Raw genomic sequence first — 14,964 nt, forward strand, 5'->3', positions numbered from 1 at the left:
CATGTCCGATCTGCTCTGGCAAAAACCCGGCGTCAAGGTCGATGCCCGCATCCAGGCATTCCTCGCCGGCGAGGATGTGATCCTCGATCGCGAATTCTTCCTGTTCGACATCGAGGCCAGCCGTGCGCATGCCGAGGGCCTGCAGCAGATCGGCATCCTCGATGCGCAGGAGCTCGAAGGGCTCACGCGCGAACTGGCGGCGCTCGCCGACGACTTCCGCAGCGGCGCCTTCGTGCTCGACGAGCGCTTTGAGGACGGCCATTCCGCCATCGAGGCGCGCCTGATCGAACGCCTCGGCGATGCCGGACGCAGGATCCATACCGGCCGCAGCCGCAACGACCAGATCCTCGTCGCCACGCGCCTGTGGCTGAAGGACCGGCTCGCCCGCGTCGCAGTGCTGTGCCGCGAATCGGCGGAGGTCGCGCTGGCACGCGCCGAAGCCGAGAGCACACTGCCACTGCCGGGTTACACGCACCTGCAACGTGCGGTCGTGTCCTCGGCAGGTATGTGGTGGGCGGCGTGGGCGGAAGGGTTCATCGACGATGCGCTGCGTGCGCGGCAGACGCTCGCCTGGGTCGACGCCAACCCGCTCGGCAGCGCTGCCGGCTATGGCGTCAACCTGCCGCTGGCGCGCGATCACACCACCCGGGCGCTTGGCTTCGGTCGCATGCAGGTTTCGGCGGCGTACGCGCAGCTTTCGCGCGGCAAGTTCGAGATGGCGGCGATCGAGGCGCTGTCCTCGGCGCTGTTGGACCTGCGCCGCCTCGCCTGGGACCTGAGTCTGTTCACCAGCGCCGAATTCGGTTTCGTCGCCTTGCCGGCCGAATACACCACCGGCAGTTCGATCATGCCGAACAAGCGCAATCCGGACGTGATCGAACTGATGCGCGCCAGTTATTCCGCTGCCGCAGCGGCGCGGACCGAGATCGAGCAGCTGTTGTCGCTGCCGTCCGGCTACCACCGCGACCTGCAGTTTTCCAAGGGCGCGATCTTCCACGCCTTCGGTCGTGGCTTGGGCGCGCTGGAACTGCTCCCCGACCTGCTGCGCAACCTCGAGTGGAAGCCGGATGCGATGCGCGCCGCGCTCGATCCGTCGATGTATGCCACCGATCTCGCGGTCGACCTGGCGCGCCAGGGCGTCCCGTTCCGTGACGCCTACAAGCAGGCCGCCGATCCGGCGCTGTGGGGGCAGGGCGATCCGCAGCGCAGTCTTGCGGCGCGCGTCTCCCCGGGCGCGGCTGCAGACCCGCGCCTGCACGTGCTGCGCGAGCGGCTCGCGGCACTGGGCGACTAGAACTGCTGGCTGATCTCCAGGAACATGTTGCCTTCGCCACCCTCGCGCAGGCCGAAGCCGAAGAGCAGCGGGCCCACCCAGGAATCGAAGCCGAAGTAGACGCTGCCGTTCACGATGCCGTCGCCGAGATCCATGTCGTCGCGCTCCTGCCAGACATTGCCGTATTCGAGCGTGCCGCCCAGGAACGCGCTGCGACCCAGCACGCTTCCGAGTTGATAGAGATAGCCGCCGATCAGCACGACATAGCCCTGGCCGGTCAGTTCGTTGTGCCGGAAGCCCGCCAGCTTGGTGCGACCGCCCAGGCGATAGAGGCTCTGCACCGGGGCCGTGCCATCGATCGTGCTGTGGTAGCGAAGGCCCCCCTGCACGCTGTGCTTTCCGAAACTTTTCGCGAACAACGCATCGAAATCCACCTGGTCGAACTGGGCGTCCGCACCCAACGACTCCCTGGACATCGTGTAGCCCAGCTGGGCGATATAGCCATCGCGCGGGAAGTAGAGGTTGTCGAGACGGTCCAGGGTCAGGATCGCGAGCGCTTCGCCGACATCGACGTCGAAGTCGGGCAGGGCGGCCGGATCGCCGGTTTGCAATTCGGCATGCCCTTTGCCGCGTCGTAGTCCGATTCCCAAGGCACCGTATTCGCCGAACTGGCGGACCCAGCCTCCCTGGATCGCTCCCAGATAGACGCCGTAGTCGGCCAGGTTGTTGCCATCGGTGTCGTAGAGGGGAACGTTACTCTTCCCGATGGTTCCGCGCGCCCACAGCACATTGTGATTGCCAGGATCCAAGGGTTGGTAGTACTCGCCCGACAGGTTTGGCTCGCTGCCGAGCTGGACGATGAGACGGGCCTCGGCACCATTGGGGGAAAGTGGGGCCGTTCTCACTCCCACGCGCAGGTTGGCGTCGAAGCCGCCCTGGAAATCGTCACTGGCCTGCAGTCCTCCCAGCAGGTAGTTCGGCCCGGTGGGGTTTGGCAGGACATGCACGAGGACACCGGTGCGCCCGCCTTCCTCCACCACCTCGTAGTTGACGAGCGAGAAATTCTCGATGCCATAGACCCCTTGGACCTGTTCTTCCACGGCCTTGACGTCGAGCGGCTTACCCAGCGGCACGTTGATCCGGGCTTCGAAGTACGCATCGCTGTATTGGGTCTGGTTGTCGAGCCGGTAGAAGTCGATGATCGGCGGCTCCAGCGACCGCACGGCGACAGGCGACGGCGGCTGGCCCGCAGGCCGCGCGTTCGCGGCGGCGATCGCCTCGATCCGTCCACGCGCAGCCAATGCCGATGCGTCGCCGATCTTGAGGGCTACCTTGCCCTTGTCGAAGTCGCCGCTGCCGACCTCCTTGCCGAGCGCCGGCACGATCAGCAGGTCCTGCTCGCCCAGGGTGCGCATTGCCGCGCGGGTATTGCCCACGGTCATCATTCCGGTCATCTGCCCCAGGACCTCGACCAGGCTGGCGTCACGGCCGAGCGTTTCCAACGGCGTGCCGACATCGACGGCAATCACCACGTCCGCGCCCATCGCACGCACGACGTCGATCGGAACCTGGTTCGACAATCCGCCGTCGAGCAGCACTTTGCCGTTCATTTCGGTCGGATCGAAGATGCCCGGCAACGACATGCTGGCACGCATCGCCATGCCGAGATTGCCATGGTCGATGACGACGGGTTCACCGGTATTGAGGTCGGTGGCAACCGCGCGAAAGGGAATCGGAAGCTGGTCGAAGTCGCTGATGGAACTGACCGGGAGGGTTTCGCGCTCGAACAGCAGCAGGATGCGCTGCCCGGCAAGCACGCCGGTCGCAACCCGAAGTCTTCCCCGCGTGAAGCCGACACCGATCGGCGTCAACGCCTGGCGGTCTTCTTCCTTGCGGCGGTAGCTCCGCTTCTGGCGTTCGAGCGAGTCGTCGAACAACTGGTCCCAATCGAGCGAGAGGACCATCTTCTCGATTTCGGCTGGTGTCATGCCGGAGGCATACATGGCCCCGACCAGCGAGCCCATGCTGGTGCCGGCGATGCAGTCGACCTTGATGCCCGCGCGCTCGATTTCCTTCAGCACGCTGACGTGGGCGATGCCGCGTGCGCCGCCGCCGCCCAGCGCAAGTCCGATGCGTGGCCGATGATCATCCGGGGTGCGTAGGCCGCAGCTGGAGCGTTCGGCGGCTGATGCTGTGGGGGCCAGAAGGCTGGCCCACACCGCCAAGGCCCCGATCGCCGCACGCTTCAGCATCACCGCCCCTCCCATGTCATCCGGCTGCGTTGGCCCGGGAAACCGCGGCCATCAGCGTTTGCAGGCCCAGCGGCGGCAAAGCGCGCCCCGAACGGCGCGGACCGGCATCACCTCGGTATACGGCGAAACCAGCACTGGAACGGCCATCGCCGCGAGTGCCCTGCTCAGTGGATCGACTGAACCACCAGGCGACCCGCGCAAGACAATCGCAGTTGCGGTGCAGGCTTGGGCGATAGTGGCGGCGGGCTGCCCGATCAGGCGCGCACCGATGTGCCGCATGTCATCGTGCAGATGCCACTGACCGGGCGCGTTCAAGCTCGCCGCGGCGTTGCTGTGAGACGGCTTTGCGCCAGGCCACTGCGCGCTTGTCGCAGTAACAAAAAGGCCGCCCGAAGGCGGCCTTTTGCTGAATCGATTGGTCGGGGAGACAGGATTTGAACCTGCGACTTCTACGTCCCGAACGTAGAAACGGCGTATAGTCGCGAAAGGGGATTTTTAGGGACCCCTAGAAATACCGTCCCCAGGCGTCCTTGGGAGTTCCCCGGTATGCTCGCGTTTGCTGACAGCGTGCTGACAGGGTAGCCACAATGCCGGTAATCAAGCGCCAGACCCTTACCAAGCTCATGGTCGAAGGGGTGAGGCCCAAGGCCCGACCGTACCGCCTGTGGGACGCCAAAGTCCCCGGGCTGGCCCTGCGAGTGCTTCCCAGCGGCCGAAGCACCTATGAGCTGCATTGGGACCGGAACAAATCCACCGCACTCGGCACGAATGGGGCCATGACGCTGGAAGGTGCCAGGACGGCAGCGAGGCGCGTCCTCGGCGAGGTGGCCGAACATGGCATGCCATTGGCGGACAAGACCCATCGCGGCCCAATCACATTTGGCGACTTCATCTCCAAGAAGTACGGCCCGCACGTCGGTGCCGTAAACAAGGCAGGTGCGGCAACGGTGGCCGCCCTCAAGGCACAGTTCGAAGCCTGGAACAGCAGGCAGCTATCCGACATCTCCAAGGCGGACTTCGACGCTTTTAAGGCGCAGCGGTTGAAGGACGGAATCCACCCGTCCACGGTCAATCGAGACATGGACCGAGTCAAAGCGGCGTTCTCGCAAGCAGTCGAATGGGAGTTGATGACCGACAATCCCTTGCGAGGAATGAAGCGCATCACCCGGGGCATCGAGGATCGGGTGCGCTATCTGACGGCCAGAGAGGAAAAGGCACTGCGTAAGGCCTTGAGCGAGCGGGAGGCGAGGGCCAAGGCCCGCCGAGGGAGTGGCAACAAATGGAGGGCCGCTCGCGGCAAGGCGCTGCTAAAGGCCATCACCGGCTACTCAGATCACCTCATGCCGATGACGCTCCTGGCGTTGAACACCGGAATGCGGCGTGGGGAGTTGACCCAGCTAACCTGGGACGACATCAACCTCCCTGCGAAGATCCTGACCGTGCGCGCTGGCTACGCAAAATCGGGCAAGGCTCGCCATATTCCGCTCAACCTAGAGGCCATGGCCGTGCTGAAGGCCTACCGCAAGCAGCACAGCGGTAAGGGGAGCCTGTTTGGCGTGGTTTCCGTAAGCAAGGCATGGAACGCCATCACGGCAGAGGCCAAGATCGAGGACTTCCGCTTCCACGACCTGCGGCATACCTTTGCAAGCAATCTCGTGATGGCCGGTATCGACCTCAACACCGTGCGAGAGTTGATGGGGCACGGCGATATCAAGATGACTCTCCGCTATGCCCACCTGGCGCCAGAACACAAGGCTGAAGCGGTCGCAGCCCTGGTAGCAAGGAGAATCCCAGGAGGGCACGGGAGAACTCAAAACTGAGGGTGTCACCCCTTTGTTGGCGTTGCCGGTGCCCCCTCGGGATCCAGTCCGATAGGTATTTGAAGCTCGGAATTGTCCGCCGGGCGGGGGGCATTTTGCAGGAGGGCTTTGCCCTTCTCCATCAACTCCTCGGCGTAAGGGATCGCCGTTCGGTCACGCTCTGCAAGCAGTTGCACCGTTTTGGCAGCCGTTAACAGCGCGCGCCCGTAAACCTTCGCGGCTTCGTGACGGAAGCGTGCTTCGCGTCTGCGCGATCTTTTCTCGTAGGCGACCATTTCCTTGCCAGATCGTGGCCAACTCGCCGCCTCGCTTGCCAATTGGGCGCGGAGACTTAGCAGCTCAATTTCCGCGTGAATTAGAATCGGCCGAGTCAGGGTCTGCACAGCAGTTTCGCAGTCCTCAGGGTGTTCGCACACCCTAATGCCAGCCGCCGCAATCCTGGCGGCGCGTTCTCTCGCCTGCAACTGGCTAGCAGCGTTGGCGTACCAGTCTTTGGGTGTTTTGGGGGAAGTAGGGCGGACGCTGGCCGCCATTACGCGAACCTGAGGTGGTGAGGTAGACAGAGGGAGAGTGCGACTGGCCAGACCGCAGCCAGTTTCTGCATTGAACTTCGACTCGAACTCCTCAAATGTGTGGATGCTCTCTTCTTCTTCCATGAGCAGCTTGGCCAAGATCCAGGTACCAGTCGCGCATGTGCCCGATTCCGCTGGGGATGTGTTGTTGCAACTGGAATGGGTGCTGCAAAGTTGCTGCCGCTTGGTGTCATTCACGCAGTAGCCTTGAGAAGGAGGCAGGGCGCTGCACTGGCTCAAATCGAAAAGTAGGCGGCCAACATTCCCTTCGACGCTCGTATCTGAAACGTCGCAAACCCCATCGAACACGCCCGGTGCACTGTTGCAATCGCTAGCGCGGTAGCAGTTGTCAATCGATGGCGCGCCCGCGTTTGTGCAGACTCCACAGCCCCACGTGGATCCTTGGCTGAAGTGAGCCCATCCTTCGTTAAAGGCATAGGCGCGCCGGTTGTAATCGGTCTCAGCCATGTGTTTGCTGTTGCAGTACTCGTGACCCCGTCCGTAACGGAATCTAGTGGCGTCCCAGCTGAAATGGTCGTCAGAGCCGTCGTTGTAGTGGCGAGCGAGGTGGCCAAACTCGTGTCCAATCGTCCAGCGCCAGTCGTAGAACGTTCGCCAGTGAATCGTATTGCGAGTGGTCCAAGGTGTTTCGGTCGTGTAGACGGGCAGGTAGGCCGGATAGTTAACATAGATCGGCTGCGGAAGGCCGATGTTATTGGAGCGGTGAGCGTGCATCTCACGCATGGCGCCAAGATATACAGAGCATTTCGAAGCTTGGCCGGGATCCAGGTTCGTGCCGACGACCCTTCCGCCAAGGTCAATATGGCCTGATGAATTGTTATGGCCATGCGGGTCAATGTTGTACGACCAAGTCTGGTCGACATCGTCCTTTAGTAGGACGTACGGCCCAGTCCCTACCGGCGCATCGCCATTGCCGGAATAGGTGATGCGAATGTACGGGTCGGGTTTCGAGCCCACATCGCCCTCCCGCCCCGAAAGGAAAAAGTTCCCATCAGCATCGGTCCGGGACCGAGCCATAAATTCATCGCAAATCGTGCTTCCGTCGCAGTCGGAGTCCCACATCGAGACGACGGTGAATGCCAGCGGTTGCATGAAGTTGTCGCCATCCGTGCAAAAGAGACGTCCTGAAATTTGTACGTCTGCGTCCTCCGCCAAAACTGCTGCCGATGCAAAAGACGCGGAAAGAGCTAAGAAGTACGCCGCAGCGTGTCGATTGGCGATTCCCATCCGCCTTCTCCGAGGTCCAGTTGCTCGCTCTGGACTACGTCAGCGACGCCGGGAAGCGGCCAGAAATGCCTGGCCTACGGCTTGTGCTGTTTGGCCCTCTTCCCTTTGAGGCGTTCGGCCTTTTGCAGTGCTGCCCCCCGGACGAACTCGGTCAGTTGCTCGCCTGAGGCTGCGGCTCCATCTTCCATATCCTTCCGCTCTCCCTTGCTCAGGCGGAACTGTAGTACTTCGGGACGCCGTCCTCGGCCTTATGGCCGCGCGTGAGGAGGGGGGCTTTCGATCCCCACCAAGCCGAGGTGGGATCCCTTGAGGCAGAGATTCAGCGGCTGCGGGGTTTTGCTGCAACACTGAAGCAGGCAGCATAGGATCACTAAGCCGCGCCTAGGATGGCCATCCGAACATTGGGCGCGGCCTTCAAGAAAGGCGAGACGAAATGAAGTCAAAGTACCTGCGGGTCACGCAAGCTGCCGATGAGTATTTCGGAGGTGACTTCGACCTTTTGACTGAAATCGCGCTAGCGCGCGACTTGATGGTTTTTGCTCGCCTAAGCAGTGAGTCGGTAAGAGTTGCTCCTTTAGGTCAGACCAAACCCCCAACCGACGAAGAGTGGCAATCGTTTCCTCCTCGAGTGCTAACCGGCCACTTTCCGATTTCGTGGAGGCAATGGCCTTTTGTGTTCACCACTGGGTCGGCGACTATCGACAGAGTTTGGGTGCGCGATCACACAGACTGTGGCGACGGGCCGTGCAAGGTCGGAACCTTTTTTGACCGCCCACTCAATACGCAAACAGACCGAATTGCCTGGTTTGACCGGCCGGAAATTGGCAATCGCTATTCGCTTCCCATGGAGGCTGCGCTAGTGTCTAGGCGCCAGCTCGAGCGAGCCGTGGGCTACCACTTCAAGGCAGACGCGGCGACTGAGCGCCCCAGATCTTGGCCGTGGGGTGACTACGAGACTTCATTGCTACGCCACCTTGCGGCCGCGGCGGACCGCTTCTGGAAGAACTACGACCCAGCCGAACCCGATACGGCTGAGACCAAAGTAGAAGTCGTGAAATGGCTGATGGCGCGCGATGTTCCAGAGCGTACGGCCGAGTACATCGACACGATTCTGCGCGCCGAAAATCTCCCGAAAGGTCCCCGGCGAAAAAAGTAGCTCGCGCCAACTCAAAGCCTTACTGGCGTTGCGTTTCGGCAGTAGGTGCGGGGTTCTTGGCCCACTAGGGGGCAGCGCACTGCGGCTATTCCTGCTGCCGCATATTCCAAGAATGGCTCTCCGAAGCCGCACGCATTCGTGTGGTACCGGGGCGACAAGTGGGAACCAAAGCAGAACCGGCCTTCGGGCCTTTGGTAGAAGAGTGCGAAAAGCACGGCATCAGCCGTACGGTGGCGTTCGAACTGGCAGCTAACGGCCAGCTAGATACTTTCAAGATTGGCGCCAGGCGATACGTCCTCCTGGGCAGCCTCAAAACGCTGCCCTCCCGACTGGGGCTTGCCACCGCCAAGTCCAAGGCGGTGCGCTGATGCTGCCCTTCGGCGTTGGGGTATCGCCTAACACCCCGTGGATAAAGGGCGTCATCCGTCACGAGCAGTCCGGCCTCCTGGTGGACCCCAAGGCAGGCGTTGTTTACGGGGTGCTGGGGCGCGCAATCGGCGGCGTATGCGCTGATGGGTATGTCCGCTTGGGCGGCTACCGGGACAAGACCTACCTGTACGCCCACCGGCTGGTGTGGGAGACCGTCAACGGGCCGATTCCCGATGGCCTCGAAATCGATCACCTCAACGGGGACAAGGCAGACAACCGTGCCCGCAACCTTGAGGCCGTCACCAAGTCCGAAAACGTGCGGCGGGCCATCAAGAAGGGCCTGGCGCCGGTTGGCTCGCAGCGTCCAGAGGCGAAGCTAACTGAAGAGCTAGTGCAGCAGATCCGTAGCACGGCAGGAGTGGTCACGAACGCCGAGTGGGCAAGGCGTCTCGGCGTGGAGAAGACGACCATCCGCCATGCGCGCATGGGAAAGACCTGGCGACATGTGCCGATGCGAGGACGTGCCAAGGCAGCCGCGAGTACCGGGACGTCTGCGGGGCGGAGTAGGCGCACTACCAGCCGCAACCGGAGGCGCCGATGAACGCCCCGCGCCTTACGGGCGGTCGGTGCCAATGCACGGTATGTCTGGACTACTTCGGCAGCGATAGGGGATTCGACCGTCATCGGATAGGTGAGATCGGCACGTCCGGCCGCCGCTGCCAGACTGCCGAGGAACTGACTGCCGCTGGCTGGGTCCGCGATGCCCGTAGGTTCTGGCTGCAACCCGACGCCAGACGCGCCGGAGCGGGCGTTCTAGGGGTGTCCGAGGGACTGGCCGCCACCCATGCACCTCCATCGTCTGTGGGGCCGCCTGACAGCGGTTCCCAGCACGTCTGAGCGCCGGGGGGCGGAATGGCTAAGAAGATTCCCGAGTGGAAGCGGGAGAAGTATCGCGGGCGGCGAACGGAGCACACGTTCCTACGGTTGCCGCACTACGTGATCAAGTCTCCTCAATGGCGCGCGCTGAGTGGCAATGCGGTTAGGTTCCTCGTGGAGTTGGCGGCAGCCTACGATGGCTCCAACAACGGAGACCTGTCCTTCACTCGCGGGCAAGCGATCGAGCGCGGCTGGAAGAGCGGCGGCACGCGTGACCGAGCTGCGGCCGAAGCCGTCGAAGCAGGGTTCGCACTGGTTACCCGGCACGGTAGCCGCAACGTCTGCAACCTCTACGCGATCACCTGGGAGCCGATAGACGACGTAGGCAAGGGCGTGATGTATCGCCCCGAGCACAAGGCGTCGCGACTGTGGGAGACGCGGGAAGGGTTGCCCTCTGATGGGGCCAACTTGGCCCCGTGGCAGGGCAAGCAATGATGTTTTTCAGTCGCCATTGGCCCCACTACAGGGCCAGTCACGCCCCAAACGGCGCTTTCTCTTGCCCCATAACGGGCCTCCTTTCTATTTCTACCAAGGGCGGAGCACTTGGGAGCTGTTGCTCTGCCTGCCCATGGCTCTTAGGGGCTGTTGAAGTACGGAGGCCCTCGCGCGCTGAGTCACGCTCGCAGCGTTACACGTGCGTTACTCGTAACGGGGTGTCGGCTTGAACCCTGTTGTCGAGGAGGCGGCGCGCCATCTTTGTCGCTGGCGGGGCACAGGCATGGCTTGGAACGCCGAGGTCGAATGGACAACGCCAGAGGACGCCCAGAACGCGGCCAATGACCGGCTGCCAGTGGCGTGGCGCGGCCAGCTTGAGGACGGCGCAGCTAGGTCCATTCGCGGCAGCTCTCGGGTCCGGCAGCAGCGTACGTGGGTGAGGTCGGCTAAGGCGGCCGTGCTTCCCTGCCACCGCACAAGCTGTGACGTAAGCGCGGCGCTGGCCATGGCAAAGCTGGAAGGGCCTTTGGAGCCCCTTCTAATGCTCGTGTGCTGCGAGGACTTGGGGCGGTGGCCTGAAGTGCGTCGCTATGCGATGGCAGCCCTGCGGCATCCGCACGGCCACGAAGCCGTGACGGATGCCATGCACCGGATCATGTGGCGCAAGCCAGTTATGCCCGTGGACGCCAGGGCAAAGTCCTTGCGCGCGCGTAAGGACAATTACGCAAGGGTCAGGGCGCTGGCTGAGGACATGCTTGCGCGCTGGCTGGCCGATGGAGCGGAACGGTTCCTGGCAGATCTGAACCAAGGCGACGCAAGTTGCCCGTCTCCTACCATGTCAAGGTAGTGCTTCGGCCGAGCCAGGCCAAGCCCTGGCCTTCAGGGGCTGCTGGGCAGTTCTACTTGTCCTTCGCTGGCCGAATGCAGACTCCCTCGTCTCCGTGCTCGGCATAGGAAATCCAAGCTTGTCCAGTTCCGCCATCAGATAGCCGCATCTTGCTGGTGCCTGGCACCGCATCGAGAACATAGTCAGAAAACTCGATTGCGACCGGGATGTCGCCAAGCGGCTGATCAAGAATCGCCAGCGACAGCGTCGTGGTGCAATAGAGGCTGTGGCCGGTTACGTCTATGAGTGGCTGACTAGGCTCAAACTCGATCGGCCCAAGCTTGACGGGGTGCCTCTCACCTTTCAGCAGGACATAGGCCAGATCGACATCGGCCACATCCGCTGCCGACATCTCAAAGTCCGCGGGGAAGGTGAAGGCCGAGTTCATTGATCTGGTAACAAGGTGGAGCCTGCTTACTGTGCGAGCAAAGTGCAGGAATTGGCGTAACGAGTCCAAGCCGGACGCAGATGCTGGCGCACGCGACCCCATGAAATCCAGCTCCATGAATATGGATTGCTGCATCGCCACTTGCTCGGCCCATGTGCCAATAGGCCGGAGGGCATCAAGCTGTTGGATTGGACGTCCTGTGATCGCAGCGGATCTGATGCCCATGTTGAGCGTCAGTTGTCCAGGTCGTTGCTGCGACAAGATCCGAATGCTTAGGTCAAAAAGGCTGTCCTTCATTTCATTGGTGATAGCCGCGCCCATTTGGCCCTTAAACAGTTCGGCATCCAATGCGAACTCGGCGGCGGTAATGGAGTATTTGTCGCCAGGGAATAGGCGGACCGTACCACCTTGCCTCGATTCCGCGCCCATGGTGAGCGTTCCCTTGCTCGGGCCGCGGGCGCCGATATGATCGCGGCTTTAATTGCCGTCGGAGCAAGTGCAGTTCCAGCTACAAGCAGTAGCAACACAGTTCCGTAACGCATAGGTCTCCTATCCGGGCCGCTCAGCCCGATTTCAGAAGCAAAGATTGGTAGTGCTGCCCCGGTCCAATTCATTGCCCCCAGCTATGGCCGTTCGCCCCGCAATTCCTCTCAAGTGAGTCCATCACTTCATCAGCCGTGTACTGCTGCGATCGGTACCCGTCGATGTTTGCTTGCACAATCGCCCGGCAGTTCTTAGGTAGGCCAGTGTCTTCCCCATATTCCGGCTTTGCGTTCGGATCTTGGCAACAGCCGGACAGCGAGAAGCAAAGCAAAATCATCCACAAGCCCATCGTCCCAGTCCCCATCGCATCCCCCTGACGCTTCGTGTCAGGACTATAGCCGGTAGCGTGACTTGCATCGCACCTCAACTTGGGCGAGCCTTTCGAAGGCTCAGCGGGGAGAGGCTAGCGACATGGGGATGCTGCTAACTGTGAAAAGGGGCATCGCCACTTTGGCCCTGTACGTATTCGCTGGCGCGGCAGCGGCTGCAGACTACCCCGAGACGATGCAATTTGAGGTGTTCCAGCCGTGCCTTGGAACGGCTACTTTTTGCGCGCCCCAGATTCTTGCTCGGGGAACGTTTGATGATGAAGCGGCAATTCGACTACTGCAGCTTCTAGTTGCAGAGCCAGCGGCCAGGACCGTCGCGTTTGACAGCCCCGGTGGAAGCCTAACGTCGGGGTTGGCAATTGGCCGATTGATTCGGGCCATGGGACTCAATACGCGCATTGCCAGTAGCTATGAAGAAGAGGCGTTTGCGACTGACGGGGCGTCAACTGAATTTCGCGTGGTTGCCAAGGATGCCGTGTGCTTTTCAGCTTGCGCGTATGCATTCATGGGCGGAGTGTCGCGAACTCTTGAGGAGGAAGGTCGCTACGGGGTCCATCAGTTCTTTGGGGGTCAATCAGAAACATCGCAGGCGGATACCCAAGTCGCGGTGGCAATGATTTCCCAGTACATGAAGGAAATGGGGGTCGATCGCGAGCTTCTGGACGTTGCAAGCCTCACGTCCGCTGATGGCATAACCGAGGTCCCTCGAAGCCGTGCCATCCAATATCGGCTGGATAACACTCTTGCGCCTTTGGCTAGGTGGGAAGTACGGGCACTAGAGGATGGCCAGTCTGTTGTTGGCGTTCGCCAGCAAATACCAGGCGGCGATAAGGTAGAGGTTGTAGGGATTGGCCTCGCCCCAGACCAACCAACTGTGGCGCTGGTGCTAGTGAGACTTGAGAACGTCCCGGACAGCATCGACGTGCAGGCACTGACGTCGATGCTTCCTCTGCCCGGGGCGTTTGGGAGGCTGTGCAGCAATGTGCATTGCGCGCTACTCCGGCAGGGGCCCCAATGGGAGTGGCAGGATGGGGTGCTGCAAGGCGCCTACACAGCGATTCCCACGGAGCTGCTGCAACTCGCGCAAGGCGATGAACTGCGGCTTGAATTGGATTTCCCGATAGCCGCAAGTGAGGTCGACCCGTCCCTTACATTCGGGACCGAGGGCTTCCGCCAGTCAATGCTGAACTTGATGCGTTAACTGGAGGGGCCGCCTTAGTACGGCCCTGTGCTGGAAGCAATGCGGGAACAAAAACGGCCGCCTCGGAAGCGGCCATTTTTCTTGGTGGTGTGGGCTAGCCTACTTCTGCCTCTTCGACCTGCTCCACATGGCGTTTCGTATCTGTCTGCCGCTGCTCTTGAAGATCGGTGCGCTCTTTGCGCTCTGTGTCCACCTTAGCCTGTTGGCGAGGGGTGCGTTCCGCATCTTGGGCGTGCTGCGATGGAGTCTGCCGATAGCACATGGTGTCGCCCCTCTTCGAGATCCGACCTGTTGCCGGAACCAAAACCATACGCTGAGCAACGTGAGAAATTCGTGGAATTGAGCCCCCGGGGAGGGGGCAAAAGTCTGGAGCTCTCGCCCTATGACCGCTCGTCCCGCAGCGCTGTTCAAAATCGCAACAATTATTGATTTTTGGGAATTGTTTAGGGAGGAGCAATTCCGGTTAGCAGCGTCTAAAACAGAGCCGGATAGAAAAACAATCAACGGCAATCAAACAGCTACGTGGACAGGGACGCTCGCGCCAGCACCCGGGTCCTATCGCTTCAATGCGCGCAGATGGAGCAGCCGTTGGGGGCGCCCTCAGTGACCGCTTCCGACCCAAGGGCGGACGCTTGGACCGTCCCGCTTGGTCCGGCTATACGCCAGCTTGTTAGCCGGATGTCGCGTCGCTAATCTGCCGTCTGATCAAGGGGTTGCACGGGGTGGTTCATTGCGCTGCCACAAATGTATAACCGGACCTCGCGGTCCGTCTAATCAGTAGTTAGGCCTCAGGAGGTTGTGTTGCGACACGTCGTGAGCTTTGCAATGACCCTCGCTGGCCTCGCTCTGCTTGGTTGGTCCGTCTTGGCAGTCATGGGCACCGAGGTGTCCTGGCTCGCCGGCAAGTTCTCCGCTGCAGGCCGGGAGCGGTCAGAAGCCGTACTGCCTGGGCTAATCGGTCTTGCGCTACTTCTCCATGTAGCCTTCCGCCCAAAGCCGGGCTCTAGCACATCGTCGCCAGAGGCCTAACAATTCATTCAAGCCGAAGCCGCTTCGCGGCTCGGCTTAATTCAGGCGTTGGGCGCAACCCAGCTTTTTGCCGACGTGACGGAATTGGTAGACGTACTGCCACAGCAGTCCTTACGGGTTTCCCCGTGCAGGCGCAGGTTCAATCCCTGCCGTCGGCGCCCTCAAGCACCCGCGCCTGCTTTCTGGCCTCCCTGCAAGTCGGAAGATCCTGGCCGCCCTTCCTTGCCCGGGCCGGGCTTCGGTCAGTACATTGCGCCTAACAATTCATTCAAGCCGAAGCCGCTTCGCGGCTCGGCTTAATTCAGGCGTTAGCGCTACATAGGAACTTGCATGCCCAACTATCAGTACCAACCCTATTATCAGTACAACGGTCAAACCCATTCCCAACCTTTGCGCGACGAACTTTCTCCCGAGGAGGCTGGCCGGCGTCTCGATCTTTTCTTTGCAGAGATCGGAAGCTACTTCGAGGATGTCGGTGCGGTGATTGAACCTGTGGACACTGGCATCATTTCGATAACCGCAGAGGT

Annotated in this window: 12 protein-coding genes and 2 tRNA genes; 9 read left to right on the forward strand and 5 right to left on the reverse strand. The window is 61.5% G+C overall.

Going from position 1 to position 14,964, the window contains the following annotated elements; translation table 11 throughout:
* Position 1: 1 nt before the first annotated feature.
* Entirely contained in the window at positions 2–1,294 is a 1,293-nt protein-coding gene (gene argH / locus ACXJJ9_RS12565) for an argininosuccinate lyase (protein ID WP_457097479.1), read from the forward strand.
* Here argH and ACXJJ9_RS12570 read toward each other — a convergent pair.
* Positions 1,291–3,525 (reverse strand): patatin-like phospholipase family protein, encoded by a 2,235-nt coding sequence (locus tag ACXJJ9_RS12570; RefSeq protein ID WP_457097480.1) that lies wholly within the window; start codon positions 3,523–3,525, stop codon positions 1,291–1,293. The genes argH and ACXJJ9_RS12570 overlap by 4 nt on opposite strands.
* Before the next feature lie 416 nt (positions 3,526–3,941).
* Positions 3,942–4,048: transfer RNA gene (locus tag ACXJJ9_RS12575), tRNA-OTHER, on the reverse strand.
* A gap of 64 nt (positions 4,049–4,112) precedes the next feature.
* On the opposite strand from ACXJJ9_RS12575, the gene ACXJJ9_RS12580 reads away from it, so the two are divergent.
* Positions 4,113–5,345, forward strand: a complete 1,233-nt coding sequence (locus tag ACXJJ9_RS12580; protein WP_457097481.1) for a phage integrase — start codon at positions 4,113–4,115, stop codon at positions 5,343–5,345.
* A 5-nt stretch (positions 5,346–5,350) separates the two neighbouring features.
* On the opposite strand, the gene ACXJJ9_RS12585 is transcribed toward ACXJJ9_RS12580, so the two are convergent.
* Both ACXJJ9_RS12585 and ACXJJ9_RS12590 read right to left on the reverse strand, forming a co-directional pair.
* Positions 5,351–7,165, reverse strand: a complete 1,815-nt coding sequence (locus tag ACXJJ9_RS12585) for a hypothetical protein (protein WP_457097482.1) — start codon at positions 7,163–7,165, stop codon at positions 5,351–5,353.
* Between the two features lie 74 nt (positions 7,166–7,239).
* The gene (locus ACXJJ9_RS12590; protein ID WP_457097508.1) at positions 7,240–7,377 is read right to left on the reverse strand and encodes a hypothetical protein; all 138 of its coding nucleotides are present in this window, start codon (positions 7,375–7,377) and stop codon (positions 7,240–7,242) included.
* A gap of 221 nt (positions 7,378–7,598) precedes the next feature.
* Here ACXJJ9_RS12590 and ACXJJ9_RS12595 point away from each other — a divergent pair, with 221 nt between their 5' ends.
* The 4 genes from ACXJJ9_RS12595 (at position 7,599) to ACXJJ9_RS12610 (ending at position 10,061) form a co-directional block, all read left to right on the forward strand.
* Positions 7,599–8,321 (forward strand): hypothetical protein, encoded by a 723-nt coding sequence (locus tag ACXJJ9_RS12595; RefSeq protein ID WP_457097483.1) that lies wholly within the window; start codon positions 7,599–7,601, stop codon positions 8,319–8,321.
* A 158-nt stretch (positions 8,322–8,479) separates the two neighbouring features.
* The gene (locus tag ACXJJ9_RS12600) at positions 8,480–8,689 is read left to right on the forward strand and encodes a hypothetical protein (RefSeq protein WP_457097484.1); all 210 of its coding nucleotides are present in this window, start codon (positions 8,480–8,482) and stop codon (positions 8,687–8,689) included.
* A complete protein-coding gene (locus tag ACXJJ9_RS12605) occupies positions 8,689–9,291 on the forward strand; it encodes an HNH endonuclease (protein ID WP_457097485.1) in 603 nt (200 codons plus the stop codon). Before ACXJJ9_RS12600 ends, ACXJJ9_RS12605 begins: the two co-directional genes overlap by 1 nt.
* 311 nt (positions 9,292–9,602) lie before the next feature.
* On the forward strand, positions 9,603–10,061 hold the full coding sequence (locus ACXJJ9_RS12610) for a hypothetical protein (protein ID WP_457097486.1): 459 nt from the start codon (positions 9,603–9,605) through the stop codon (positions 10,059–10,061).
* Between the two features lie 899 nt (positions 10,062–10,960).
* On the opposite strand, the gene ACXJJ9_RS12615 is transcribed toward ACXJJ9_RS12610, so the two are convergent.
* On the reverse strand, positions 10,961–11,764 hold the full coding sequence (locus tag ACXJJ9_RS12615; RefSeq protein ID WP_457097487.1) for a hypothetical protein: 804 nt from the start codon (positions 11,762–11,764) through the stop codon (positions 10,961–10,963).
* Between the two features lie 525 nt (positions 11,765–12,289).
* Here ACXJJ9_RS12615 and ACXJJ9_RS12620 point away from each other — a divergent pair.
* The 3 genes from ACXJJ9_RS12620 to ACXJJ9_RS12630 form a co-directional block, all read left to right on the forward strand.
* Positions 12,290–13,408: a hypothetical protein gene (locus tag ACXJJ9_RS12620; protein ID WP_457097488.1), complete on the forward strand. Its 1,119-nt coding sequence runs from the start codon at positions 12,290–12,292 to the stop codon at positions 13,406–13,408.
* Between the two features lie 1,098 nt (positions 13,409–14,506).
* Positions 14,507–14,595, forward strand: a tRNA-OTHER gene (locus ACXJJ9_RS12625).
* A gap of 172 nt (positions 14,596–14,767) precedes the next feature.
* Positions 14,768–14,964, forward strand: a 197-nt coding sequence (locus ACXJJ9_RS12630) for a hypothetical protein (RefSeq protein ID WP_457097489.1), incomplete at its 3' end; no start/stop codon positions are given.

The sequence above is a fragment of the Lysobacter sp. P5_B9 genome (assembly GCF_054049835.1).

Coding starts and splice junctions, on each gene's coding strand:
- argH (WP_457097479.1), top strand. CDS start 2: ATGTCCGATCTGCTCTGGCAAAAACCCGGCGTCAAGGTCGATGCCCGC.
- ACXJJ9_RS12570 (WP_457097480.1), bottom strand. CDS start 3,525: ATGCTGAAGCGTGCGGCGATCGGGGCCTTGGCGGTGTGGGCCAGCCTT.
- ACXJJ9_RS12580 (WP_457097481.1), top strand. CDS start 4,113: ATGCCGGTAATCAAGCGCCAGACCCTTACCAAGCTCATGGTCGAAGGG.
- ACXJJ9_RS12585 (WP_457097482.1), bottom strand. CDS start 7,165: ATGGGAATCGCCAATCGACACGCTGCGGCGTACTTCTTAGCTCTTTCC.
- ACXJJ9_RS12595 (WP_457097483.1), top strand. CDS start 7,599: ATGAAGTCAAAGTACCTGCGGGTCACGCAAGCTGCCGATGAGTATTTC.
- ACXJJ9_RS12605 (WP_457097485.1), top strand. CDS start 8,689: ATGCTGCCCTTCGGCGTTGGGGTATCGCCTAACACCCCGTGGATAAAG.
- ACXJJ9_RS12610 (WP_457097486.1), top strand. CDS start 9,603: ATGGCTAAGAAGATTCCCGAGTGGAAGCGGGAGAAGTATCGCGGGCGG.
- ACXJJ9_RS12615 (WP_457097487.1), bottom strand. CDS start 11,764: ATGGGCGCGGAATCGAGGCAAGGTGGTACGGTCCGCCTATTCCCTGGC.
- ACXJJ9_RS12620 (WP_457097488.1), top strand. CDS start 12,290: ATGGGGATGCTGCTAACTGTGAAAAGGGGCATCGCCACTTTGGCCCTG.